This is a genomic window from Pseudonocardia phyllosphaerae, from assembly GCF_046546475.1.
Lineage (GTDB): Bacteria > Actinomycetota > Actinomycetes > Mycobacteriales > Pseudonocardiaceae > Pseudonocardia > Pseudonocardia phyllosphaerae.
The window spans coordinates 258,638-283,339 of the sequence record NZ_JBKGXS010000006.1 but is presented as its reverse complement, the minus strand read 5'-3'; the positions used below and the strand labels follow the sequence as shown (position 1 = coordinate 283,339).

The 24,702-nt window shown below is 74.0% G+C and carries 22 protein-coding genes; 11 read left to right on the top strand and 11 right to left on the bottom strand.

Going from position 1 to position 24,702, the window contains the following annotated elements; genetic code table 11:
- Positions 1-43: 43 nt before the first annotated feature.
- The 5 genes from pqqA to pqqE all read left to right on the top strand — a co-directional run bounded on the left by pqqA (position 44) and on the right by pqqE (position 3,297).
- Complete coding sequence (pqqA, locus tag ACLE50_RS14940; RefSeq protein ID WP_410944137.1) at positions 44-136, top strand: pyrroloquinoline quinone precursor peptide PqqA; 93 nt, start codon at positions 44-46, stop codon at positions 134-136.
- Between the two features lie 130 nt (positions 137-266).
- On the top strand, positions 267-1,157 hold the full coding sequence (gene pqqB, locus ACLE50_RS14935; RefSeq protein WP_410944136.1) for a pyrroloquinoline quinone biosynthesis protein PqqB: 891 nt from the start codon (positions 267-269) through the stop codon (positions 1,155-1,157).
- A gap of 4 nt (positions 1,158-1,161) precedes the next feature.
- The gene (pqqC, locus tag ACLE50_RS14930) at positions 1,162-1,935 is read left to right on the top strand and encodes a pyrroloquinoline-quinone synthase PqqC (RefSeq protein WP_410944135.1); all 774 of its coding nucleotides are present in this window, start codon (positions 1,162-1,164) and stop codon (positions 1,933-1,935) included.
- Positions 1,922-2,209, top strand: coding sequence for a pyrroloquinoline quinone biosynthesis peptide chaperone PqqD (pqqD, locus tag ACLE50_RS14925; RefSeq protein WP_410944134.1), 288 nt, complete (start codon positions 1,922-1,924; stop codon positions 2,207-2,209). Before pqqC ends, pqqD begins: the two co-directional genes overlap by 14 nt.
- Positions 2,206-3,297 (top strand): pyrroloquinoline quinone biosynthesis protein PqqE, encoded by a 1,092-nt coding sequence (gene pqqE / locus ACLE50_RS14920; RefSeq protein WP_410944133.1) that lies wholly within the window; start codon positions 2,206-2,208, stop codon positions 3,295-3,297. The genes pqqD and pqqE overlap by 4 nt, the downstream gene beginning before the upstream one ends.
- A 28-nt stretch (positions 3,298-3,325) precedes the next feature.
- Here the strand turns inward: pqqE and ACLE50_RS14915 are convergent, their stop codons facing one another.
- The gene (locus ACLE50_RS14915; protein ID WP_410944132.1) at positions 3,326-4,348 is read right to left on the bottom strand and encodes a sodium:calcium antiporter; all 1,023 of its coding nucleotides are present in this window, start codon (positions 4,346-4,348) and stop codon (positions 3,326-3,328) included.
- Positions 4,349-4,576: 228 nt separating this feature from the next.
- On the opposite strand from ACLE50_RS14915, the gene ACLE50_RS14910 reads away from it, so the two are divergent.
- Positions 4,577-4,954 (top strand): FKBP-type peptidyl-prolyl cis-trans isomerase, encoded by a 378-nt coding sequence (locus ACLE50_RS14910; RefSeq protein ID WP_410944131.1) that lies wholly within the window; start codon positions 4,577-4,579, stop codon positions 4,952-4,954.
- Positions 4,951-5,454 (top strand): metallophosphoesterase family protein, encoded by a 504-nt coding sequence (locus tag ACLE50_RS14905; RefSeq protein WP_410944176.1) that lies wholly within the window; start codon positions 4,951-4,953, stop codon positions 5,452-5,454. The genes ACLE50_RS14910 and ACLE50_RS14905 overlap by 4 nt, the downstream gene beginning before the upstream one ends.
- 32 nt (positions 5,455-5,486) lie before the next feature.
- On the opposite strand, the gene ACLE50_RS14900 is transcribed toward ACLE50_RS14905, so the two are convergent.
- A complete protein-coding gene (locus ACLE50_RS14900; protein WP_410944130.1) occupies positions 5,487-6,581 on the bottom strand; it encodes a TerC family protein in 1,095 nt (364 codons plus the stop codon).
- Positions 6,582-6,937: 356 nt separating this feature from the next.
- Here ACLE50_RS14900 and ACLE50_RS14895 point away from each other — a divergent pair, with 356 nt between their 5' ends.
- Positions 6,938-9,910, top strand: coding sequence for an ATP-binding cassette domain-containing protein (locus ACLE50_RS14895; RefSeq protein WP_410944129.1), 2,973 nt, complete (start codon positions 6,938-6,940; stop codon positions 9,908-9,910).
- On the top strand, positions 9,907-10,818 hold the full coding sequence (locus ACLE50_RS14890; protein ID WP_410944128.1) for an ABC transporter permease: 912 nt from the start codon (positions 9,907-9,909) through the stop codon (positions 10,816-10,818). The genes ACLE50_RS14895 and ACLE50_RS14890 overlap by 4 nt, the downstream gene beginning before the upstream one ends.
- Before the next feature lie 10 nt (positions 10,819-10,828).
- On the opposite strand, the gene ACLE50_RS14885 is transcribed toward ACLE50_RS14890, so the two are convergent.
- The 4 genes from ACLE50_RS14885 to uvrB all read right to left on the bottom strand — a co-directional run bounded on the left by ACLE50_RS14885 (position 10,829) and on the right by uvrB (position 16,993).
- Positions 10,829-11,596: an acetoin reductase gene (locus tag ACLE50_RS14885; protein WP_410944127.1), complete on the bottom strand. Its 768-nt coding sequence runs from the start codon at positions 11,594-11,596 to the stop codon at positions 10,829-10,831.
- Between the two features lie 238 nt (positions 11,597-11,834).
- The gene (locus ACLE50_RS14880) at positions 11,835-13,025 is read right to left on the bottom strand and encodes a GAF domain-containing protein (protein ID WP_410944175.1); all 1,191 of its coding nucleotides are present in this window, start codon (positions 13,023-13,025) and stop codon (positions 11,835-11,837) included.
- A 260-nt stretch (positions 13,026-13,285) separates the two neighbouring features.
- The gene (locus tag ACLE50_RS14875) at positions 13,286-14,590 is read right to left on the bottom strand and encodes a glycosyltransferase family 87 protein (protein ID WP_410944126.1); all 1,305 of its coding nucleotides are present in this window, start codon (positions 14,588-14,590) and stop codon (positions 13,286-13,288) included.
- Between the two features lie 183 nt (positions 14,591-14,773).
- A complete protein-coding gene (gene uvrB, locus ACLE50_RS14870) occupies positions 14,774-16,993 on the bottom strand; it encodes an excinuclease ABC subunit UvrB (protein ID WP_410944125.1) in 2,220 nt (739 codons plus the stop codon).
- A gap of 94 nt (positions 16,994-17,087) precedes the next feature.
- On the opposite strand from uvrB, the gene ACLE50_RS14865 reads away from it, so the two are divergent.
- The gene (locus tag ACLE50_RS14865) at positions 17,088-17,627 is read left to right on the top strand and encodes a DUF402 domain-containing protein (RefSeq protein ID WP_410944124.1); all 540 of its coding nucleotides are present in this window, start codon (positions 17,088-17,090) and stop codon (positions 17,625-17,627) included.
- 37 nt (positions 17,628-17,664) lie between these two features.
- Here the strand turns inward: ACLE50_RS14865 and ACLE50_RS14860 are convergent, their stop codons facing one another.
- The 5 genes from ACLE50_RS14860 to rpsA all read right to left on the bottom strand — a co-directional run bounded on the left by ACLE50_RS14860 (position 17,665) and on the right by rpsA (position 23,396).
- Positions 17,665-18,549: a hypothetical protein gene (locus tag ACLE50_RS14860; protein ID WP_410944123.1), complete on the bottom strand. Its 885-nt coding sequence runs from the start codon at positions 18,547-18,549 to the stop codon at positions 17,665-17,667.
- Positions 18,546-19,283, bottom strand: coding sequence for an RNA polymerase sigma factor (locus ACLE50_RS14855; protein ID WP_410944122.1), 738 nt, complete (start codon positions 19,281-19,283; stop codon positions 18,546-18,548). Before ACLE50_RS14855 ends, ACLE50_RS14860 begins: the two co-directional genes overlap by 4 nt.
- Positions 19,284-19,495: 212 nt before the next feature.
- Positions 19,496-20,620, bottom strand: a complete 1,125-nt coding sequence (coaE, locus tag ACLE50_RS14850; protein ID WP_410944121.1) for a dephospho-CoA kinase — start codon at positions 20,618-20,620, stop codon at positions 19,496-19,498.
- Positions 20,621-20,708: 88 nt separating this feature from the next.
- Positions 20,709-21,392, bottom strand: a complete 684-nt coding sequence (locus ACLE50_RS14845) for a hypothetical protein (RefSeq protein WP_410944120.1) — start codon at positions 21,390-21,392, stop codon at positions 20,709-20,711.
- A gap of 489 nt (positions 21,393-21,881) precedes the next feature.
- Positions 21,882-23,396: a 30S ribosomal protein S1 gene (gene rpsA, locus ACLE50_RS14840; protein ID WP_410944119.1), complete on the bottom strand. Its 1,515-nt coding sequence runs from the start codon at positions 23,394-23,396 to the stop codon at positions 21,882-21,884.
- Positions 23,397-23,745: 349 nt separating this feature from the next.
- Between rpsA and ACLE50_RS14835 the strand changes: the two genes are divergently transcribed.
- Positions 23,746-24,606 (top strand): class I SAM-dependent methyltransferase, encoded by an 861-nt coding sequence (locus ACLE50_RS14835; RefSeq protein ID WP_410944118.1) that lies wholly within the window; start codon positions 23,746-23,748, stop codon positions 24,604-24,606.
- Positions 24,607-24,702 lie beyond the last annotated feature (96 nt).

The window sequence follows — 24,702 nt, the reverse complement described above, 5'->3', positions numbered from 1 at the left end:
GACCGACCGGCCGGTACCGCGACCGGGAAGGAGGTGATGGCCCGTGGAGACCACTCCGCAGTGGGAGGCGCCCGAGTTCGAGGAGATCGGCTGCGCGCCCGAGGTGACGATGTACATCGCACGCAGCGACGACTGAAAACCGGCGACGACTGAAAACCGGCGACGACTGAAAACCGGCACGAGCGGACGGGGCCGGGGACACGACGAGGTGTCCCCGGCCCCGCCGTCGGAAAGCCGTCGGAGAGCCGTCGGAAAGGGGGTGGCGGATGCGGGTACGAGTGCTGGGGTCCGCCGCGGGCGGCGGGTTCCCGCAGTGGAACTGCGGTTGCCCGGGCTGCCGGGCGGTACGCGACGGGAGCATGCCCGCCTCGCCGCGTACCCAGTCGTCGATCGCGGTGAGCCCGGACGGGGTCCGGTGGTGGCTGGTCAACGCCTCCCCCGACGTCCGCACCCAGCTCGCCGACACCCCTGCACTGCACCCTGCAGGAGACCGCAGAACCCCGATCGAGGGTGTGCTGCTCACCGACGCCGAGATCGACCACACCCTCGGGCTGGTGCTGCTGCGCGAGGGCGGCGGGGTCCACCTGCACGCCACCGCCACCACCGAACGCACCCTGCGCGACGGGACCGGGCTGCTCGACACGCTGGAACGGTTCTGCCCGGTGACCTGGACCGAGGTCGTCCCCGGGGAGTCCCGAGACCTGGGCGGACTGACCTACCGGGCGTTCGACGTGCCCACCGCCAAGCACGACCGGTTCGGGACCGGCGGCGACACCGGCCGCGTCGTCGGGTACCGGTTCACCGGCACCGGCACCGGCCGGAACACCGTGTACCTGCCCGGGGTGCAGGAGCTCACCCCCGCCGTGCTCGACGAGATCACCGGCGCCGACCTGTTGCTCGTCGACGGCACCACCTGGCACGACGACGAGCTGATCCGGCTCGGGCTCGCCGCGAAGACCGCCCGCGACATGGGGCACCTGCACGTCGGCGGCCCCGGCGGCAGCCTCGACGTCCTCACCCGGCTCGGGCTGCCACGGATCGTCTACGTCCACATCAACAACACCAACCCGATCCTGCTCGACGACTCCCCCGAGCGCGCCGAGGTCGAGGCGGCCGGCGTCGTCGTCGGCACCGACGGACTGGACCTGGAGGTCTGAGCGCATGACCGCCCTCGACGACCGCACCGGCGCCCCGCCCGACGAGCTGGTCGCCCGGCTGCGCGCGCACGCCCGGCAGTACCACTCCCAGCACCCGTTCCACCTGCGGATGAACCAGGGCGCGCTGACACCCGGCGAGATCCGCGGCTGGGTGGCGAACCGGTTCGCCTACCAGGAGGCGATCCCGGTCAAGGACGCCGCGATCCTGTCGAACTGCCCGGACGTCGCGGTCCGGCGACGCTGGATCCGCCGCATCCTGGACCACGACGGCACCGCCGCCGACGGGCCCACCTCCGGTGGGATCGAGGCGTGGCTGCGGCTGGGCGAGGCGTGCGGGCTGAGCCGCGCGGAGATCCTCGACCACCGCCACGTCCGGCCCGGGGTCCGGTTCGCCGTCGACGCCTACGTGACCTTCGCCCGGACCCGGCCGTGGGTGGAGGCCGTCGCGTCGTCGCTGACCGAGCTGTTCGCCCCGGACCTGATGGCCGAGCGGCTCGCCGCGTTCGAGCGCTACTACACCTGGATCGACCCGGACGGCCTGCAGTACTTCCGGAACCGGCTGGTCCAGGCCCCGCGCGACTCCGAGCACGCCCTGGAGATCGTCACCGCGCACTGCCGCACCCCCGAACAGCAGGACGCCGCCGAGGCCGCGCTGACCTTCAAGTGCGACGTGCTCTGGGCGATCCTGGACGCCACCGAGCACGCCCACCCGATCGACCCGGCCGACACTGCCCACCCCGCCGACGCTGCCCACGCGGACGACCGTGCGCACCCGTGAGGCCGTCGGCACCACCCGCCCCCGGCTCGGGCCACACGTGCGGATGCGGCCGGACCGGGCGTCCGGCGGGTGGGTGCTGCTGGGACCGGAGACCGTCGTCGTGCTGAACCGGACCGGGCACGCCGTGCTGGAGCGCTGCGACGGCGAGCGCACCGTCGACGACGTCGTCGCCGAGCTGGTCGCCCTGCACGGCGCCGACCCGGCGACCGTCGACGAGCAGGTCCGCGGCTACCTGACCCGGCTCGCCGCCCGGAACCTGGTGGCGCTCACATGAGCGCTCCCCGCCCGTTCGGGCTGCTCGCCGAGCTGACCTACCGCTGCCCGCTGGCGTGCGCGTACTGCTCGAACCCGATCGAGCTGGCCCGCTACGACGACGAGCTGGCCACCGCCGACTGGCAGCGGGTGTTCGCCGAGGCCGCGGACCTCGGCGTGCTGCAGTGCCACCTGTCCGGTGGCGAGCCGCTGCTCCGCCGCGACCTGCCCGAGCTGATCCGCACCGCCAGCGGGCTGGGGATGTACACCAACCTGGTGACCAGCGCGATCGGGCTGTCCCGGCCACGAGCGCTGGCGCTGCGTGCAGCCGGGCTGGACCACGTGCAGGTCAGCGTGCAGGCCGACGAGCCCGGCACGTCGGACCGGATCGCCGGGGTGCGCTCGTTCGAGCGGAAGATCGAGGCCTGCCGGCTGGTCCGCGAGCTCGGCTGGCCGCTGACGGTCAACGTCGTGCTGCACCGGCAGAACATCGACCGGATCGCCGAGATCGTCGCGCTCGTCGAGGAGCTGGCGGCCGACCGCGTCGAGCTGGCGAACACCCAGTACTACGGCTGGGCCTGGCGCAACCGGCAGGCGCTGCTGCCCTCGCGGGCGCAGCTCGACCACGCCGAGACCGTCGTCGCCGCGGCCCGGGAGCGGCTGGCGGGGCGGATGGAGATCGTGCACGTGCTGCCGGACTACTACGGCCGCTACCCGAAGCCGTGCATGGGCGGGTGGGCGCAGCGCCAGCTCACCGTCGCCCCCGACGGGCACGCCCTGCCCTGCCCGGCCGCGCAGACCCTGCCGCTGCCGCCGGCATCGGTGCGGGACGCCCCGCTGGACGAGATCTGGACGACGTCGCCGCTGTTCACCGCCTACCGCGGCACGGACTGGATGCAGGACCCGTGCCGCAGCTGCGAGCGCCGCGAGCTCGACCACGGCGGCTGCCGCTGCCAGGCGTTCCAGCTGACCGGGGACCCGGCCGCCACCGACCCGGTCTGCCACCTGTCCCCCGAGCACGGCCTCGTCGAGACCGCGGTGGCCGAGGCGAACCGGACCGGGGCGAACCGGCCGGTGGAGCTCGAGCTCGTGCCCCGGCCGCACCGGTAGCAGCCGGCCCGGTCGAGTTGCGCCGCGCTCAGTCGGAGTCGGCTGGCACGACCCCGAACACGGTGAAGCTCACGATCCAGTAGACGACGTAGGCGCCCAGCAGCACGGCGCCGTGCCAACGCCGCAGCCGCCCGGTCCACAACGCATACGTCGAGAACGCGATCATCACGACGAGTGCGGGCAGATGCCAGACGAACACGTCGGGCGTCACCTCGATGTCGCCGCCGGCGAGCACGATGATCCCGAGCTTGGCGGTCACCGAGAACACCACCGACCCGATGACGTTCCCGATCCCGATCAGCGGCGCCCCGCGCCGGGCCGGTTCCACGGTGAGGAAGATGTCCTCCAGCGTCAGCACCAGGGTGGCGATCGTCGCGCCGAACACCGTCCCGGACAGCTCGTAGTTCTCCAGGATCCCCTCGGTGCCCTCGGTCATCACCCAGGCACCCACCACCAGCCCCACCAGCGACAGCACGGCGAGCCCGAGCAGCGCCCATCCGGGCAGGTGCTGCTTCGAGGTGATCGTCATGTCCGCGGTGCGCGACGGGTCGCCGGACGCCGTGCCCCCGCCGCCCGCGTGCTGCAGGACCTCCTCGTCGCGGAACATCGCGACCGAGCGGCTGCGCTCGCGCACCGCGACGTAGGCCACGAACGCGACGAACAGCGCCACCAGCGCGATCGCCACCCCGGTCTCGATCTCCCCGACGAGCGCCAGGCCGACCAGCACCAGCGGCGAGAGCGCGAACAGCACCAGGTAGTCGCGCGGGACCTGCACCCGGCACGGCACCAGCAGCGCCGCCAGCGCCAGTACGACGCCGACCATCGAGATGACCGTGCCGAACACCACGCCGAGCGCGACGTCGTCGAGCCCCTCCAGGTTGAGCGCAACCCCGAACACGAGGTCGTCGAACTCGATCCCGGTGAAGATCACCGCGAGCAGGAACACCGAGATCGCGAGCCCCCGGGCGGCCCCGACCAGGTAGGTGATCAGCTTCTCGGCGCTGTAGATCAGCAGCGCGGCCCCCGCCGCGAAGATGAGGATCGACATCATCGGCGATCGGCGCCCTTCCCGCCGCGGCCGTCCGCGACGCCAGGAGATGTCACCCGTTCGTGGTCGTGACGCGACCGATCATCGCAAAGACGTGACCGTCACCACAGAGTTGATTTCCGGGCGCACGCGGCGCACCATGCCGAACCCCCGCACGGGATCCCGGCCGGCTCTGGCAGGGTCGGCCCCGACAGCCGACCGCGTCGGACCACCGGACACCGGAGCACCACCGTGACCGCACCGCAGAAGCCCACCGTCGAGATCGTCGACGGCCCGCTTCCCACCGACCTCGTCGTCGAGGACCTGATCGTCGGCGACGGCCCCGAGGCCAAGCCGGGCGACACCGTCGCCGTCAACTACGTCGGCGTCTCGCAGTCCACCGGGCGCGAGTTCGACAACTCCTACGACCGCGGCCAGCCGCTGCAGTTCGGCCTCGGTGCCGGACAGGTCATCTCCGGCTGGGACAACGGCGTCGCCGGGATGAAGGTCGGCGGCCGCCGCCGGCTCGTCATCCCGCCGCACCTGGGCTACGGCGCCCGCGGTGCCGGCGGCGTCATCGCGCCGAACGAGACCCTGGTGTTCGTCTGCGACCTGGTCGGCGTGAACTGACCTCGCTGGTCCTGATCTCCGACACCCACTTCCCGGCCCGGGGCGCCGCCTACTCCGGCGGTCTCCCCGGGCCGGTGTGGGACGCGGTCGACGCCGCCGACGTCGTCGTGCACGCCGGGGACTGGTGCACCGCCGACCTGCTCGACCGGGTCGAGGCCCGGTCGGCGCGGCTGCTGGCCTGCTGGGGCAACAACGACGGCGACGACCTGCGGGCCCGGCTGCCCGAGACCGCCCGGGCCACGATCGGCGGCGTCCGCGTCGCGGTCACCCACGAGACCGGGCCGAAGCAGGGCCGGGAGGCCCGCGCGCGGCGCGCCCACCCGGACACCGACCTGCTGATCTTCGGGCACTCGCACATCCCGTGGGACACCACGGACGACGGGCTGCGGCTGCTCAACCCCGGGTCGCCGACCGACCGCCGCCGGATGCCGACCTGCACCTTCATGACGCTGACGCTGCACGACGGCCGGATCGGCGACGTCGAGCTGCACCACCTGTAGCGGCGTCGCGGCCCGTAGCGGGGTCGGAGCGGTCAGTCCGCCTTCGGGGCGGCGACGCGGTGGTCGGCCTTCTCGTCCTCGGCGACGATCCGCGCGGCCTCGGCCTTGGTGCGGGCCAGCGGCGGCGCGCTGATCCCGCCGCCGTGCTCGGCCAGCTCCGGCTTCATCCGGACCGCGACCAGGCTGATGACCGTGGTCAGCGTGAGGATCCCGATGATGACCGCCAGCGACAGCCCGGTCCCGACCTCCGGGACCGGCACCGGCTGCCCGTCGTTGAGGAACGGCAGCTCGTTCTCGTGCAGCGCGTGCAGCGCCAGCTTGACGCCGATGAACGCCAGCAGGACGGCCAGGCCGTAGGACAGGAAGACGAGCTTGTCGAGCAGGCCGCCGAGCAGGAAGTAGAGCTGGCGCAGCCCCATCAGGGCGAACGCGTTCGCGGTGAACACCAGGTACGGGTGCTGGGTCAGGCCGAAGATCGCCGGGATCGAGTCCAGCGCGAACATGACGTCGGTGACGCCGATCGCGACCATCACGACGAGCATCGGGGTCAGCCAGCGCTTGCCGGCGATCTTCACGGTGGTCTTCGCGCCGTGGTAGTCGTCGGTCACCGGGAAGGCCTTGCGCAGCAGCTTCAGCGCGCGGCCCTCCTCCCACTCCTCGCCCTCGCCGGAGGAGGCCTGGCGCACCAGCGACACCGCGGTGTAGATCAGGAACGCGGCGAACAGGAAGAACACCCAGGTGAAGTGTTCGAGCACCGCGGCGCCGGCCGCGATGAAGACGCTCCGCATGATCAGCGCGATCACGACGCCGACCAGCAGCACCTTGTGCTGGTGGACCACCGGCACCTTGAACGACGACATGATGATCAGGAAGACGAACAGGTTGTCGACCGACAACGAGTACTCGGTGAGATAGCCGGCGACGAACTCACCGGCCGGCGTCGGGCCGGCGAAGAACCACAGCCCGACGGCGAACGCGGCGGCCAGCGCCACGTAGAACACGACCCAGCGGGTCACCTCGCCGAGGGTGACGGCGTGCGGCTTGTGGTCGTTCAGGAACAGATCCGCGCCGACGATGACGACGAATCCGGCGATCGTGAGCAACCAGACCCAGAAGGGCACGTTCACGGGGGTCCTCCAACCCAGGGCAGCGTTCACTGGCCCCGGGTCTCTCCCACCACTCCGCCCGGAACGGGCGTGGACGTGGCCGATGGTGCCGGGTCCGGCCGGGGACCGGGCCGATGCCCGTCCGCCGCCGCCACCGTGTTGACGACACCACCGCGAGCGGGATACTCCCCCAGCGGTACGCGAGCAGTGTGGACCCACGGACCGTTACGTGGCGAGCCCGCGTGACCGACGGCACCCGATCGGTCCCTTTCCTGCTCGTCCGTCCGTCGTAGCCCGATCGGGGCCCGGCCCGCGGATCAACGGTGATCCACTCCGGCCACGGGCGGCGGCGACCGGACCTGCGTAGCGTCGATCTCGTGCCCGTGCGCTCCCGGATCCGGACCGTCCCCCTGCTGGTGACGGCGGTCGTACTCGGCCTGCTCCCCGGAGCCGGGGTCGCCGCCGCGGACACCGGGTCCGACGGCGGCACGGTGCGGGTCGAGCAGGAGCAGGTCGCCGTCCCGGCGGCGCCCGGATCGCGCGAGCGCGTCGACCTGGACACGGCCCTCTACGTCCCGGCGGGCGCGACGGCGGCGTCCCCGGCACCCGCGGTGCTCGTCGCACACGGGTTCGGGGCGACGAAGGCGAGCGTCGACTCCGACGCACGCGAGCTCGCCGGGCGCGGCTACGTCGTGCAGACCTGGACCGCGCGCGGCTTCGGCGCCAGCGGCGGCGTGATCGGGCTCGACGACCCCGACCGCGAGGTCGCCGACGCGTCCCGGCTGCTCGACCGGCTCGCCACCCGCCCCGAGGTGCAGCGTGACGGACCGGGCGACCCGCGGGTCGGCGTCACCGGCGGGTCCTACGGCGGTGGGCTGTCCCTGCTGCTCGCCGGGTACGACCGCCGGGTCGACGCGATCGCCCCGGTGATCGCCTGGAACGACCTCGGCCAGGCGCTGTTCCCGAACGCGTCGGCCCCCGGGCCGGTGCCCGCCGACACACCGGCCCGCGGTGCCGCGTCCGGGGACGGAGTGTTCAAGAGCGGCTGGGCCGGGGTGTTCTTCGGCTCCGGCGGCCGGGTCACCGGCACCCCCGGCGGCGGTTTCGCCGGCGGGGGCGGCGGTCCCCGGCCCGGGTCACCGACCTGCGGCCGGTTCGACCCGCGGATCTGCGCCGCCTACGCCGACACGGCCACCACCGGCCGCGTCTCCCCCGAGCTCGCCGAGCTGCTGCGGCGGTCGTCGCCGTCGACGGTGACCGGCCGGATCACCGCGCCCACCCTGCTCGTACAGGGCGAGCAGGACACCCTGTTCGGCCTCGACCAGGCCGACGCCAACGCCCGCCAGATCGCCGCGCACGGCACCCCGGTGTCGGTGCTGTGGTTCGCAGGCGGGCACGACGGCGGCTCCCCCGACGACCGCGTCCGGGCCCGGATCGGCGACTGGTTCGACCAGCACCTGCGCGGGCTCCCGGCCGGAGACGGCCGCAGCGGCGCGCTCGCCGGGGCCGCGTTCTCCTACGAGGTGCGCTCCGGGGTGCGCACGCGCGGGGACACCCCGACCGGGCGCACGGTCGTCGCCGACGGATACCCGGGGCTGCCCGGCGCCCCCGAGCGCAGCACGCCGACGACGGGAGTCGCGCTGGGCGGGGCCCCGCAGCCGGTCGTGCACCCGCCGGGCGGGAACCCGGCGACGATCACCTCGCTGCCCGGCCTCGGGTCCGCACTCGGGTCCCTGGGTTCGCTGGGCTCGATCGGCGGGACGTCCGCCCCCGGCCAGACGGCGCGGTTCGTGTCCGATCCGCTGCCCGATGCGCTGCAGGTCGCGGGCTCACCGCGGGTCCGGATCGCGGTGTCACGGGTGCCCGGCCAGCCCGCACCCGCCGAGGCCGTGCTGTTCGGGTCGGTCACCGCACTCACCCCGGACGGGCGCAGCACCCTGCTCGGCAACGCCGTCGCCCCCGTCCGGGTGCCGGTGCCCGCCACCGGCGGCGCGGAGGTGACGGTCACGCTGCCCGGCGTCGTCGCGCCCGTCCCGGCCGGCAGCCGGCTCGCCGTGGGGTTCGCGACGACCGACCAGGGCTACGCGTCCGGTAACGGGGCCGCGGTGTGGCGGGTCGGGCTCGCAGGCGGCCGGGACACCGGTGGCGAGGTGACGGTGCCGCAGGTGCCCGGCAGCGACAGCTCGACGTCGTCGGTGCCGGTGTGGCCGCTGCTCGGGATCGCCGGGGTGCTCGCCGCCGCGCTGGTCGCGTGGCTGGTGGCGGCGGTGCTGCGCCGGCGGCGGACCGCGGCCGACGAGGCGCCCGGGCCGCTTCCGCAGCACGGTGACCCCCGCCCCGGTGGCACACCCGCAGCGGGCGGCGGTGCCGCAGCGGACGCGCCGCCGCTGGAGGTCGTGGGCCTCGCCAAGACCTACCGCAACGGCTTCCGGGCCGTCTCCGACGTGTCGTTCACCGTGCCGCGCGGCGCCGTGCTCGGGCTCCTCGGCCCGAACGGCGCCGGCAAGACCACTGTGCTGCGGATGCTGCTCGGGCTGATCGCGCCCACCGGTGGCGAGATGCGGGCGTTCGGCCGCCCGATCCGGCCCGGGGCTCCGGTGCTCTCCCGGATCGGCGCGTTCGTCGAGGGGCCGGGGTTCCTGCCGCACCTGTCCGGCGCGGACAACCTGCGGCTGTACTGGGAGGCCACCGGACGGCCCAGCGCGGACGCCCGGATGAACGAGGCGCTGGACATCGCCGGGCTCGGCGACTCGGTGCACCGCCGGGTCGGGACGTACTCCCAGGGCATGCGGCAGCGGCTGGCGATCGCCCAGGCGATGCTCGGCCTGCCGGAGCTGCTGATCCTCGACGAGCCGACCAACGGGCTCGACCCGCCGCAGATCCACGCGATGCGCGAGCTGCTGCGCCGCTATGCCTCCGGCGGGCGCACGGTGCTGGTGTCCTCGCACCTGCTGGCCGAAGTGGAGCAGACCTGCACCGACGTCGTCGTGGTGCACCGGGGGACGGTCGTCGCCGACGGCACCGTCGCCGAGCTGACCGCGGCAGGGGGCGGCTCGTCGTTCACCGTCGACGCGACCGGGCGGGCCTCGGACGTGCTGGCCGGGCTGGACGGGGTCACCGACGTCGTCACCGGGGACGAGCCGGGCGTCGTGCACGCCCACCTCGACGGGACGCCGCGGGAGACCGTCGTCGCCGCGCTGGTGCGGGCCGGGGTCGGGGTGAGCGCCGCCGGGCCACGCGGCCGGCTGGAGGACGCGTTCCTGCAGCTCGTCGGGCCGGAGGGACGGGACCTGTCGGCGGGGCCGCCGGAGTCGAACGGCGCCGTACCGGCGCAGGAGGGCACCCGATGAACCCGGCCGACGACGACACCGCCCGCCGGCTGTCCACCCGGCGGGGCCACATCGGGGCGCTCGGCACCGGCACCCCGCCGGAGCAGGTGAGCGGCGCCCGCACGCTGCCGCTGCGCACCGAGCTGGTCCGCCAGCTGCGCCGGCGACGCACCCAGGTGTCGTTCGCGCTGGTCGCGGCGCTGCCGTTGATCCTCGTGGCAGCGTTCTCGATCGGCGACGACGACGGCCCCGGCTCCGGCCCGAACCTGGTCGACCTCGCCTCGGACGGCGCCGCGAACTTCGCGGTGTTCGCGCTGTTCGCGTCGGCGAGCTTCCTGCTGGTCGTGCTGGTGGCGCTGTTCTTCGGCGACACGATCGCCTCCGAGGCGTCGTGGTCGTCGCTGCGCTATCTACTGGCGATCCCGGTGCCGCGGGCGCGGCTGTTGCGGCAGAAGGCGATCGTCGCGGCGCTGCTCACCGGAGCGGCGATCCTGCTGCTACCGGTGGTGTCGCTGCTGGTCGGCGCGCTCGCCTACGGCACCGGGGACCTCGTATCGCCGCTGGGCGAGTCGCTGCCGTTCGCGACGGCGGTCGGGCGGGTCCTGCTCGCCGCCGTCTACGTCGCGGTCCAGCTGACCTGGGTGGCGGGCCTGGCGCTGCTGCTGTCGGTGAGCACCGACGCCCCGCTCGGCGCGGTCGGCGGCGCGGTGATGGTGTCGATCGTCTCGCAGATCATCGACCAGATCGACGCGCTCGGTGACCTGCGGAACTTCCTGCCCACCCACTACGGCGACGCCTGGTCCGCGCTGCTGGCCACCGACGTCGACTGGTCCGACATGACCTACGGCGCCTTCGCCGCGGTCTGCTGGGCCGTCGGGTTCACCGCGCTCGCGGCCTGGCGGTTCACCCGCAAGGACATCACCAGCTGAGCCGGGCCGGTCAGACCATCACGACGCCGCCGTCGATCATGACCGACTGGCCGGTCATGTAGTCAGAGTCCGGGCCGGCGAGGTAGGAGACGAAGGCGGCGACGTCCTCGGCGGTCTGCACCCGACCCAGCGGGATGCCCGCGGCGTACTGCTTCAGGGTCTCGCCCTTCGCCGCGCCGCTGCGCTCCCCCATCTGCGCGTCGATGAGATCCCACATATCGGTGCCGACGATGCCGGGGCAGTAGGCGTTCACGGTGATCCGGTGCGGGGCGAGCTCCTTCGCCGCCGCCTGGGTGAGTGCCCGCACCGCGAACTTGGTCGCCGAGTAGTGGCCGAGCAGGTCGAAGCCCGCGTGCCCGGCGATCGAGGCAGCGTTGACGATCTTGCCGCCGGTCCCGCGGTCGATCATGGTCCGGGCGGCGGACTGCAGGCAGTACACGACGCCGAACACGTTGACGTCGAAGATCTTCCGCAGGTCATCGGGCGTGACCTCCAGCAGCGGCTTGACCTGGGCGATCCCGGCATTGGCGACCATGACGTCCAGACCGCCGAGGTCGTCCACGACCCGGCGGCACAGCTCGGTGACGGCTTCGGGGTCGGTGACATCGGCGTCGTAGGCCCGGGCCGTCCCGCCCGCGGCGGTGATCTCGTTCGCGACCGCCGCGACATCATCGGTGTTCACGTCGTCGACGGCTACCGCATGCCCGTCGCGCGCCAGCCGCAGTGCGATGCCGCGCCCGATTCCTCGTCCTGCACCCGTGACCACCGCGACACCCATGTCGGCTCCCTCGACGCCGTCCGGCGCGCAGCCATCCGGGATCCGGAACCGGCCGCGCTGCCGCCGGGGCCCTGTGCCCCGGACCGCGAGTGGAGCACCGCAGACGTGACCGCGGCCACCGTTGCAGCGCGGTTGCAGGTGGCGAGGGGGACGTCAGTGCTGCCGGAACATGATCCAACAGCTCCCACGTGCCCCTCACCGTGCGGTGGGAGGGCGTTCCTCCGGTGCGGGGCCCCGGTCAGCGGCGTAGCGCCGCCACCCCCGGCGCCGACGACGCCCGCACCAGCCGGCTCTCCCGCACCCCGCGCAGGTCCAGCTCCACCTCCGGCGCGATCCGGTACGGCCGGGCCAGCAGCAGCCCGCCGAGGCCGCGGCGCAGCCGGGACATCTCGGCGCGGACGGTGACCAGGTGGGCGCGGTCCCCGTAGAGCCCCTGCGACAGCGCCGCGGCGTCCAGGCCGGTGGCACCGGCACGGGCCAGCAGCACCAGCACCTCGGCGTGCCGGGTCGACAGCGGGTGCTCCCACCGGCTCGTCCCCTCCACGACGGCGCGCGGCGGACGCCCGTCGAGGTCCAGGCTCAGCCGCATCCGGGCGGCTCCGCGGGCCGGGCGCAGCAGCCAGCCACCGGGCACCGGCTCGGGCAGGCAGGGGCCGAGCCCGCGCACCGCGACCACCCGGTCGGCGACGGGTGCGGCGACCCGGTCGATGCCGGACAGGCCGGCCGCGGCGGCGACCCAGCCCTGGTCGTCGACGACCAGCCCCGGCCCGGACGAGCGCGCGAGCAGCGGCGCGCCGATGGTGCGCAGCACGTCCAGCCGTGCCTCGTGGGTGCGCCACAGGCCGGCCTCGGCGAGCCGGACCGCGGTGCCGACCAGTGCGACCGTCGTCGGGTGCACGGTCTCGGCGGGCCCGGACAGGTCGACGACGCCGAGGAGCTCCCCGGTGCGCGGGTCGTGCACCGGGCAGGCGGTACAGGTCCAGACGTGGTGGCTGCGGACGAAGTGCTCGGCGGAGAAGATCTGCACCGGGCCGTCCTCGGCGAGCGCGGTGCCGATCGCGTTCGTCCCCACCGACGACTCGGACCAGTCGGCGCCCTCGGTGAACCCGAGCGCGTCGGCGCGGTGCCGGACGGCGGTGGAGCCCTCCCGCCACAGCAGGACGCCGTCGGCGTCGGTGACGACCATGACGTGCCGGGCGTCCTCGGCGACCGAGGTCAGCGCGGAGCGCAGCTCGGGCAGCACCCCGGCCAGCGCGGAGCCGGTGCGGCGCCGTTCGACCTGGCCGGCGTCGAGCGGGCCGGGCGGGTGGACGTCGTCGGGGTTCACCCCCTGGGCGCGGACCCGGTCCCAGGAGCGGGCGACCAGTCCGCGGGCCTGCGCGGGCGCGGGGTCGCCGGAGAGCGCGGCGTCGTGGACGCGCGCGAGCATGCGGGCGTAGCGGCCCAGGTCGGTACCGGGCCGGACCGCGCAGATGCCGTCGGGCTGTCGGACGTCGATGTCCCCCACCTCCTCGACCCAGGCTAGGTCCGGGGTGTGGCGTGCGCCATGCCCACGGCCGCGGGGGCAGTCGATCAGACGATCGGCCGCGCGGCGCCGGTACGGCGGGCGTGACCGGGCCGGACCGCGACGGAGCCCGGCTCGGTCAGGCCGCCGTTCCGGGCCGGGAGGCGACGCAGGCCGCGGTGGCGTCAGGCGGACGGACGCGCCGTCTCCCCGGACGGCACGCGCAGCGCCTCCGGCGGCGCGGCCTCCGGACCGCCGGGACGACCGGGACCGCGGGTGACGAACCAGCAGCCCAGCGCCAGGGTCAGCGAGCACGGCAGCACATAGCTGGCCGCGAGCAGCTGCTCCCCCGGCGTCCACGCCATGACCACGCCCCACTGGTTCGGCATCCAGCGGAACGGCGCGAGGAAGAAGATGAACCCGAGCACGGCGCCGACGGTCAGCCACTGCCAGGAACGGTAGCGGGCGGCGTGCACACCGATCCCGCACAGCGCCGGGATGATCCACACCCAGTGGTGCGACCACGCCGTCGGCGTCGCGGCGAGGATGACGGCGGCGGTCGCCGACATCGCCAGCACCGGCTCGCTGCGCCGGATCACCGGCACGGCCAGGGCCAGCAGGATCGCGACGAGCACCAGCCAGGTCACCGACAGCCACGGCTCCGGGATGTCCATCCGGGCCAGCGACGCCTTGACCGTCTCGTTGGAGAAGAACGTCGAGCCGCTCACCCCGGCCGCGGGGCCGCCGACGAACCAGTACCGGTACGACGAGTCGAAGTCGACCAGGAACCCGATACCGGTGGCGACCGCACCGGTCACGACCGAGACGGCCGCCGAGCGCCGGTCCCGGCGCAGCAGGAAGAACAGCACGAACCCGCCGGGGGTCAGCTTGATCGCCGCGGCGATGCCGAGCAGCATGCCGCGCGGCCAGTAGGTGCGCGGCGCGAGCAGATCGACCAGCACCAGCGCCATCAGCACCATGTTGATCTGCCCGAACGCCATCGTCTGCGCCGCGGGCTCGATCAGCAGGGTCGCGGCCAGGGCGGGGACCAGCACGATCCCGGCGCCGCGCCAACCGCCGGCGGGCCACGCGACCCGCACCGACAGCGCGATACACACGGCCAGGGACAGCACGGTCGCGGCGAACTGCAGGCCGAACGCGATGCCGTAGGGCACGGTGGCCAGCGGAATCATCGTGATCGCCGCGAACACCGGGTAGATGAACGGCATCCCGGGCGGCCCGTACTGCGGGGTCGGCAGCGGGCCGTACATGTCCCCGCCCGCCAGCCACACCTGCACGCCGATCCGGTAGACGTCCAGGTCGAGGGCGTAGCCGTGCATCCGGTAGAACGACCAGAACCCCGAGATCAGCAGCAGCGGCACCGTCACCCACAGCGTGCGGCGGGCGGTCAGTGCCGACCGCACCCGCAGGACGTGGCCGTCGGCGACGGCGCGCGGTCCCGGGTCGGTGGTCGGACGGGTGACGGTCACGCGGGCTCCTCCGCTGGACGCCGCCGGGGACGCGGCAGGCCTGTCGTGACCGACGGGCCGGTGGGCGGGATCGAGCGACCACGGTAGCGGTCGGCCCCGCCCCTCCCGATCAGGACCCTCACCTCGCCACACCGCCCGCACCGCCGCCCCGGTGCGCGCCCGGCACCGGAGCCCCGTCGGGTGTCACTGCACCCCGGCCGCGTCCATACCGCGCAGCTCCTTCTTCAGATCGGAGATCTCGTCGCGCAGCCGCGCGGCCAGCTCGAACTGCAGGTCACGGGCGGCGGCGAGCATCTGGTCGTTCATCTGCTGGATGAGGTCGGCCAGCTCCGCACGCGGCATGCCCTTCGTGTCCTTGGCCGCCACCCCGGCACTGCCCGACGACGACCGCCCGGCCTCCCCCGCGGCGCGCTTGCCCCGCGAGGCGTTGCGGCCCGAGCCCTCGACCGGGACCGACTCGGTGTCCTCGGCCTCCCGGTAGACCTGGTCGAGGATGTCGGCGATCCGCTTGCGCAGCGGCTGTGGGTCGATGCCGTGCTCGGTGTTGTAGGCGATCTGCTTGGCCCGGCGCCGGTCGGTCTCGTCGATCGCGTACCGCATCGACTCGGTGATCGTGTCCGCGTACATGTGCACCTGGCCGGACACGTTGCGCGCCGCGCGCCCGATCGTCTGGATCAGCGAGGTCCCCGACCGCAGGAAGCCCTCCTTGTCCGCGTCGAGGATCGCGACCAGCGACACCTCGGGCAGGTCGAGGCCCTCGCGGAGCAGGTTGATACCGACCAGCACGTCGTACTCGCCGGAGCGGAGCTGGCGCAGCAGCTCCACCCGGCGCAGCGTGTCGACCTCGGAGTGCAGGTACCGGACCTTGATGCCCAGCTCGAGCAGGTAGTCGGTGAGGTCCTCGGCCATCTTCTTGGTCAGCGTGGTGACCAGGACCCGCTCGTCGCGCTCGGTGCGGTCGCGGATCTCGGCGACCAGGTCGTCGATCTGGCCCTTCGTCGGCTTCACGACGACCTCGGGGTCGACCAGGCCGGTCGGGCGGATGACCTGCTCGACGAACTCGCCGCCGGTGCGGTTGAGCTCGTAGGGCCCCGGGGTCGCGGACAGGTACACCGTCTGCCCGATCCGGTCGGCGAACTCCTCCCAGGTCAGCGGCCGGTTGTCCACCGCCGACGGCAGCCGGAACCCGTACTCGACGAGGTTGCGCTTGCGGGACATGTCGCCCTCGTACATGCCGCCGATCTGCGGCACCGTCACGTGCGACTCGTCGATGACCAGCAGGAAGTCGTCCGGGAAGTAGTCGATCAGCGTGGCCGGGGCGGTGCCGCCGGCACGCCCGTCGATGTGGCGCGAGTAGTTCTCGATGCCCGAGCAGAACCCGACCTGGCGGATCATCTCGATGTCGTACTGGGTGCGCATCCGCAGCCGCTGGGCCTCCAGCAGCTTGCCCTGGTTCTCCAGCTGTTCGAGGCGCTGCTCCAGCTCGGCCTCGATGTCGCGCACCGCGCGCTCCATCCGCTCCGGGCCCGCGACGTAGTGCGTCGCCGGGAAGATCCGGATCTCGTCGACCTGTTCCACCTCGTCGCCGGTGAGCGGGTTGAGGTGGTAGAGCGCCTCGATCTCGTCGCCGAAGAACTCGATCCGCAGCGCCAGCTCCTGGTACGCGGGGATGATCTCGACGGTGTCCCCGCGGACCCGGAACGTGCCACGGGTGAAGGACATGTCGTTGCGCGTGTACTGCACGTCGACCAGCAGGCGCAGCAGCCGGTCGCGGTCGATCTCCTCACCGACCTTCAGCGGCACCGACCGGTCCAGATACGACTGCGGCGTGCCCAGGCCGTAGATGCAGGACACCGAGGCGACCACGACGACGTCGCGCCGGGACAGCAGGTTCATCGTCGCCGAGTGCCGCAGCCGCTCGACGTCGTCGTTGATCGAGCTGTCCTTCTCGATGTAGGTGTCGGTCTGCGCGATGTAGGCCTCGGGCTGGTAGTAGTCGTAGTAGGAGACGAAGTACTCGACCGCGTTGTGCGGCAGCATCTCCCGCAGCTCGTTGGCCAGCTGGGCGGCGAGGGTCTTGTTCGGCGCCATCACCAGCGTCGGCCGCTGCTGCTGCTCGATCAGCCACGCCGTGGTCGCCGACTTGCCGGTACCGGTGGCGCCCATCAGCACGATGTCCTGCTCGCCGTTGCGCAGCCGCGAGTCCAGCTCCGCGATCGCGGTCGGCTGGTCACCGGCCGGTACGTGCTCGCTGACGACCTCGAAGCGCTTCTCGCTGCGCTCGACCTCGCCGACCGGACGGTGCTCGGAGTGCGCGAGCGGCGTGTCCGTCGGCGTGGTGCCGGCATCGGGGTGCGCGCGCTGATCCGCCGCGGAACCCGGGACCTCGGTCGCGAAAGCCATGCCCCCACAGTACGAGCACCCACCGACAGTTTCCCGCGGGCGCGTCCCTGCGCAGGGGGTGCACAGGCCCGCCGCGGCCCGGCACGATGCCCGCGTGCACCCTCCCAAGATCCAGGTCTTCGACCCCGCCGCGGGCGTGCAGGTCGACACGAAGGGCACCGAGCGGCCGGTCGAGACGCTGCGCGTGCAGGACTGGGGCCTCTACCTGTCCCGGCCGGTGATCGCCCGGCCGAACGCCTGGTGGATCGAGCTGTGGGTGGTGCCCGACCTGGGGGTCTGCCTGTCGGACTGGCGGTGGCGGCCCGGGCACGAGCGCGACCAGGACATGTACGTCGACGTCGCCGAGATCGTCCGCGACGGCGACCGGCTGCGGATGACCGACCTCTACCTGGACCTGGTGGTGCGGCGCGGGCGCGGCACCGAGGTGATCGACGTCGACGAGTACGTGGCCGCGGTCGCCCAGGGGCTGCTGGAGCCGCGCCTGGCCGAGTACGCCCTGACGGTCTCGCACGCGGCGCTGGCCGGGCTGACCGCGCACGACCACGACCCGGTGGCCTGGATGGCCGCGCACGGCGTCGACCTGGGGCCGCGGGCCGAGCCGGTCCCGCCGGACGACCTGCACGTGCCCGGCTGAGCACCGGGCCCGCGCGGCAGGCGCCGATCCGAGCGGGTCAGCGCGCGGTGTTCGACTCCCCGCCGGTCGACGGGGTGTCCGAGGGCGTCTCCGGCTCCGCCGAGCCGGTCGGCGAGGACGAGTGGCTGCTCGCCGGGGTCGTCGACTGCGTCGGTGGCTGTTCCGACGGCTGGGGGTCCTCGTTGCCCTCCCCGTCACCGGGCGGCGTCGTGGTCGCCGGCGGCTCCTCGCTCGACGGGGGGCCGGACGACGACGGCGGGTCGGTCGGCTGCGACGGCTCGGTCGGCTGCGACGGCTCCGACGGGTGCGTCGTGTGCGTCGGGTCGGTGGAGCCCTCGCCGTCGCCGTTGTGCCCCCCGGGGGCGCCGCCGGCCGGGGGCGGCGCGGACGGCGTCGGGCGGACCGGCGAGCCGGGCGCCGCGACCGGCTGGGGGGCCGGAGCGGGACCGGCCGCGGGGATCGGCGCAGGGGCGCCGGTGTCCGGCGAGGCCGGGCCCCCGGTGCCGGTCGTGCCGGTGTCCCGGGCGGCCGGGGACCCGGCGCCGGTCGTGCCGGTCGGGTCCGCGGTCCCGGTCGTCGTGCCGGGCGTCCCGGTGCCGGTGGCGGTCCCGCCCGTGGTGGTCGCCGGGGCCGCACCGGCGGAACCGGTGTCGATCCGCTGCGGGGCCTGCGGCTGCGTGGCGGGCGAGGCGATCGCGAACGGTGCGCCGACGAGCTCACCGGCCGGGGCGGCGGCGGTCGCGACGGCGGTCAGCCCGCCCAGCGCGCCGACGGTCAGCACGGCGGCGGTGGCCGCCGTCGTCGCGCGGCGCGCACCGGCTGCCCGCCCCACGACGTCGTCGACGGCGGGCAGCGGGACCGCTGCGGCCAGCACGTCGTCGAGCCGGTGGAACTCCCGGTCGATCTCCGTGAACGCTGTCATCGGTGCCGTCCCCCCTCGGTCGCGGAGCCCGGAGGCGGCCCGACGATCTCCTCGAGCACACCGGCCATCCCCTCGGTGACGATCTCCCGTCCCGCGGCGAGGCGGTGCTGCACGGTCTGCTCCGGGACACGCTCGAACTCCGCGATCGCCCCGAGCGGCAGCCCGGCCATGTGGTGCAGGACCACGGCCCGGCGGTCCTCCGGCTCGAGGCGTCCCAGCGCCTCCAGCAGGGCCCCCGTGCGCGGGTCGGTCTCGTGGGCGGCGGGCCCGCGGCGGCCACGCAGGCCGAGCGCGCGGGCCAGCCGACCCCGCTTCGAGCCGGTGACCGCCACCCGGCGGACCCAGCCCAGTGCAGCGTCCTCACGGCCCTCGGCGGGCCGGGAACGCAGGTCGCTCCAGCGACGCCAGGCGCGCGAGTAGGCGTCCTGGACGGCGTCGTGCGCGGCCTGCGGGTCGAGCGTGATCGCGTAGAGCTGGGCGACCAGGCGCGGGTAGTGCGTCTCGAGGTGGGCGCCGAAGTCGGCACGGGTCACGTCGTGCGGGGTGACCGGGTGCTGCTGCACCATCGCGCCGCTGATCGGGTCGCCGCCCGTGTCGTGGCCGCCGCCGGTCCAGGCGTCCGGGCCGGGCTCCGCGTACCGGGGCCCGCCGTATCCGGGCTGCTCCGGACGGAGGTATTGCGCGGCGGGCGCGGGGGCGTCGGTTCCACCGTCCGCCCCGTGTCGCTGCGCCACCGTGCTCAACCCCGTGTCCTCTCGTCGCCGTAGCCGGGCCGGGTCGTCGCGGGCCCGTCGCCCGCGCGCCCGGTGGTCCCACCGGTTGCCTCCTCGGCGGAACGCCCGAATCCGGCGCTCCTCCGCATGTCGACCAACGAGCGGGGGCCGTTACAGATGCGGGTGGATCGCGACGAGCGTTCGTCGCGGAGCGTGATCCCGGCGACGTCCGCTCACCGGATCGCCGCAGCTCGCCAGGTCGTCGTGCACTCCCGGTAACTACGCACGTCCGCCCCGTCGCCGGATCGGGTCACCACGGCCCGCTTCCGTGCGGCGTAGGCGTCACGCAGCTCCGGGTCGGTGCGCAGCCGGTCCCGGAGCTCGACGGCGGCGCGGGCGGCCGCGGCTCCCTGCTCCCGCACGACGACCACCGCGGGCCGTCCCGGGTCGGCGTTGCGGTGCACCCGGATCGTCCCGTCACCCGGCGCCGCGTCCGGGTCGGCGGGGAAGCCGGCCGCGGCCAGCGGCCCGGCGACCGCCTCGGCGTCGTCGGCCGATCCGACGAGCAGCTGCAGGTCCAGGACGTCGCGGGCGACGAGCCCCGGCACGGCGGTGCTGCCGATGTGGGTCACCTCCCGGCCGCGCTCCCCCGCGGCGGCCGCGACGCGTCCGGCCAGGCGCTGCGCCTGCTCCGTCCAGGTGTCGTCCGGCTCGGCCAGGTGCAGGGCCGGCGGCGGGGCCGGACGACCGCGGCGCAGGTTCTCCTCGAACGGCACCAGCCGCTCGTCCCACAGCGCGTCCACCCGCGCCCGGGTGCCGGCCTCGTCACCGGAGTTGTCCAGCAGCACGTCGGCGGCGGCGCGGCGCTGCGCATCGGTGGCCTGGGCGGCGATCCGGGCGCGCGCGTCCTCCTCGGCCATCCCGCGGGCGCCGACCAGGCGCCGGACGCGCTCCTCGGCGTCGGCGTCCACGACGACGACCAGCGGGAACGACGACGCCATCCCGCCCTCGACCAGCAGCGGGATGTCCTGGACGACGACCGCGTCGTCCGGTGCGGCGGCGATCAGCTCCGCCGACCGGTCCCGTACGAGCGGGTGGACGATGCCGTCGAGGGTGCGGCGGGCGGTGTCGTCGGCGAACACGATCCGGGCCAGCGCGGGCCGGTCCAGCTCACCGCCGGGGGTCAGTACGCCGTCACCGAACGCCTCGACGACCGCGGCGAGCCCGGCGCTGCCGGCGGCGACGACCTCACGGGCGATCAGATCGGAGTCGACCAGGACCGCGCCCCGCTCCACCAGCCGGCGCGCGACTGTCGACTTGCCCGCCCCGATTCCGCCGGTCAGCCCTGTCCGCAGCACCCGGTCACCGTAGCCGCCGGGCGACGACCGGCCCGGCGGGGCCGGGAGCGCCCGGGGCGGCCCCGGGCCTCCGGGACGACCGGACCGATCAGGTGGGCCCGGGGCCGGACGCCTCGGGGGCGCCTGCGCGCGGGGCGGACTCGCCGGACTGCACGGCACCGGACGTGGCCGGGGCCGCCGGAGCCGGTGCGGGGGCCGCCGGACGGCTGCCCGGTGGCTGGGTCGGCGTGAGCGCCGGGATGATCCGCTGCGCCAGGTCGGCGAGGGTCTGCCCCGCCGGCCGGGTCTGGCCCGGCGCCTCCGCCGGCAGCACGAAGGTCAGGGTGTCGACGCCGTAGACGGCGATCATCGTCGTCTCGTCGGGCCGCTCGATCAGCACCGCCGGGACGGCGCCGATCTTCAGGTCCTTCGACCCGGTGGCGTCACCGCGCTCGGCGTTCGCGTTGAGCTGCCACTGCGTCGACGCCGACTTCGCGGAGCCGTAGCGTCCGATGTTGAGTTCGAAGAGCACCGGCCCGGTGTTCTTCGCGCGGCCGGTCATCTGGTCCTGGCCGCCGGCCCGGTAGGTGCACGCGGTCCGCTCGGTGCGGTCCACCGAGGGCTCGGCGACGCCCCTCACCGTCTGCGACGACACCGAGCCGAGGGTCTGGCCGAACAGCGCACCGGCCGTCTCGGTCGGCAGCAGCTGGGCGCAGTCGTCCGGCAGCGCGATCTTCGGCGGCGCGGCGCCGGGCGCGGGCGCTCCGGGTGCGGCCGACGGGAAGGTCGGCACGGCGACCCCCTCGTCACCGGCTGCCCCGGCGCACCCGCTGAGGGCGCCGCCGAGGACGAGGAGACCGGCGAGCAGGGCAACCCGTCCCCGGCGGCCCTGCCGGGACGAATGCTGCGCCGGGACGTGGGCGTGCGGCGGGAACTGCAGAGACGCACCGGATGAGCTCCGGCGGGCGGGGCCGGCCATGTGTCGAATCTAGATGGCGACCCCGGATACAAGCACGCTCACCGGACGTGGCGTGGAGCAAAGGTGCCGAAACGTGATCTGTACGCGGCGCGTTCGTTCCGACACGCCGAGCGACGATTCGAGGCGTTCACCCGGCCGTGGCCACGCCGTGACCGGGTTCCGGACTCCGCCGCACCAGAGGCGTAGGTCCCGCCACGCCCCCGTGCGGGCGGGCTGCGAACAGCAGCGGGCCCCGGTGACCACGAGGGTCACCGGGGCCCGGTGCGGACGTGCTACCCGGTCACGTGGACCGGTGGAGGCTGATCAGGCCCCGCCGGAGAGCTTCTCGCGCAGGGCGGCGAGCTGCTCGTCGCTGGCCAGCGAGCCACCGCTCTCGGCCGGCGCACCCGCCGGCGCGGTGTTGCCGCCACCGGTGGACGCGGCACGCTCCTCGCCGCCACCCGACGAGTAGTTGGCCGGCGCGACGTCGTCGCCACCCTCCGCCTCGGCCTCGGCGGCCTTGCGGATCTGGGCCATGTGCTGCTCGTAGCGGGCGTGCGCCTCGGCGTACTGCTTCTCCCAGGCCGCGCGGGCCTCGTCGAAGCCTTCCTTCCAGTCGCCGGTGTCGACGTCGAAGCCCTCGGGGTAGATGTAGTTCCCCTGGTCGTCGTACTCGGCGGCCATGCCGTAGCGGGTCGGGTCGAACTCGGTGTCGACCGTCATGCCCTCGTTGGCCTGCTTGAGCGACAGCGAGATGCGGCGACGGTCGAGGTCGATGTCGATGACCTTGACCATGCAGTCGTCGCCCACCTGGACGACCTGCTCGGGCACCTCGACGTGGCGCTCGGCCAGCTCGGAGATGTGGACCAGGCCCTCGATGCCCTCCTCGACGCGGACGAACGCGCCGAACGGGACGAGCTTGGTGACCTTGCCCGGGACGATCTGGCCGATCGCGTGGGTCCGGGCGTACAGGCGCCACGGGTCCTCCTGCGTCGCCTTCAGCGACAGGGAGACGCGCTCGCGGTCCAGGTCGACGTCGAGAACCTCGACGGTGACCTCCTGGCCGACCTCGACGACCTCGCTCGGGTGGTCGATGTGCTTCCAGGACAGCTCGGAGACGTGCACCAGGCCGTCGACACCGCCCAGGTCGACGAACGCACCGAAGTTGACCACCGAGGACACGACGCCCTTGCGGACCTGACCGCGCTGCAGCTGGTTGAGGAACTCGCTGCGGACCTCGGACTGGGTCTGCTCCAGCCAGGCGCGGCGGGACAGGACCACGTTGTTGCGGTTCTTGTCCAGCTCGATGATCTTGGCCTCGATCTTGCGGCCCACGTAGGGCTGCAGGTCGCGGACGCGACGCATCTCGACCAGCGACGCCGGGAGGAAGCCCCGGAGGCCGATGTCCAGGATGAGGCCGCCCTTGACGACCTCGATGACCGTGCCCTCGACGGGCTCGTCGGCCTCCTTGAGGGCCTCGATCGTGCCCCAGGCGCGCTCGTACTGCGCGCGCTTCTTGGACAGGATCAGACGGCCTTCCTTGTCCTCCTTCTGGAGAACCAGGGCCTCGACGAACTCGCCGACCTCGACGACCTCCGCGGGGTCGACGTCGTGCTTGATCGACAGCTCACGCGAGGGGATGACGCCCTCGGTCTTGTAGCCGATGTCGAGCAGGACCTCGTCGCGGTCGACCTTGACGATGGTGCCCTCGACGATGTCGCCATCGTTGAAGTACTTGATCGTCTGGTCGATGGCGGCGAGGAAGTCCTCCTCCGACCCGATGTCGTTGATCGCGACCTGGGTCGGGGCGGTGGAGAACTGGGTGGTGTCGGTGGACATGTAGTGGGGTGCTCCGATGGATGTACTGGCTTCGTCGTACCGGCGCCCGCTGCTGCAGCAACGCTCACCGGATCTGGTTCGGTGTAGCTGTGACCTCGCGCGCGTCGCGCGGCGGCCACCCGTGTGGCTTCGATTCCCCGTGGCCGGGCACGGTCGGAACGGTCACGGCGCGCAGCCGTGGAGCTCCTCGGTGCGACGGGCGGTCGCGAACCGGCGCTGGAGTGGCGCCGGGCGGTTGTCCGCCACGTTGACCACGGTAACGACGGGGATGCTACGCGGCCCCGGAACAGCGGGGCAATGCGGGTCCGCTGAGCGGCGGGACCACCCGCGCTGCGACGATCGGGTGGTCATGACCGCACCTGATCACAGTGCCGGCCCCGGTGCCCGCGCGGAGACGGTCGTCGGCACCGCGGGGGTCGCGCGGCGCGCCGTCGGCAGCGCCGAGTCCGAGGCCGCGGGCCGCCGCTGGTGGGACGCCGACGCCGAGGACTACCTGGCCGAGCACGGCGCCGACATCGGTGACGCCGAGTTCGTCTGGTGCCCCGAGCGGCTGCACGAGGGCGACGCCCGGCTGCTCGGCCCGCCCGGGTCGCTCACCGGCAAGCGGGTACTGGAGGTCGGAGCCGGCTCCGCGCCGTGCTCCCGCTGGCTGGCCCGGGAGGGCGCGCACCCGGTGGCGCTCGACGTCTCCGGCGGGATGCTGCGCCACGCGGCCGCGCTGAACGCCTCGACCGGGATCGACGTCCCGCTGATCCAGGCGGGCGCGGAGCACCTGCCCTTCGCCGACGGCTCCTTCGACCTGGCCTGCTCCGCGTTCGGCGCGATCCCGTTCGTGGCCGACCCGCGGCGGGCGATGCGCGAGGTGCACCGGGTGCTGCGCCCGGGCGGGCGCTGGGTGTTCGCGGTGAACCACCCGATCCGCTGGGCGTTCCCCGACGACCCGGGCCCGGCCGGGCTGACGGTCAACCAGTCCTACTTCGACCGGACCCCGTACCTGGAGGTCGACGACGCCGGGCGGGCCACCTACGTCGAGCACCACCGCACGCTGGGCGACCGGATCCGCGACGTCGTCGCCGCCGGGCTGGTGCTGGAGGACCTCGTCGAGCCGGAGTGGCCGGAGACCCACGACGGGGTCTGGGGCCAGTGGTCGCGGCTGCGCGGCGAGCTGATGCCCGGCACGGCGATCTTCGTGACCCGGCGGTCCTCGTGACCCCGCGCCCGTCCTGATCCTCCGGCGGCCCCGACCCGGCGGCTCCCGCCCGCGCGGAGCCGGGCCACCGGGTCACGGCAGGCAGGCCTAGGGCTT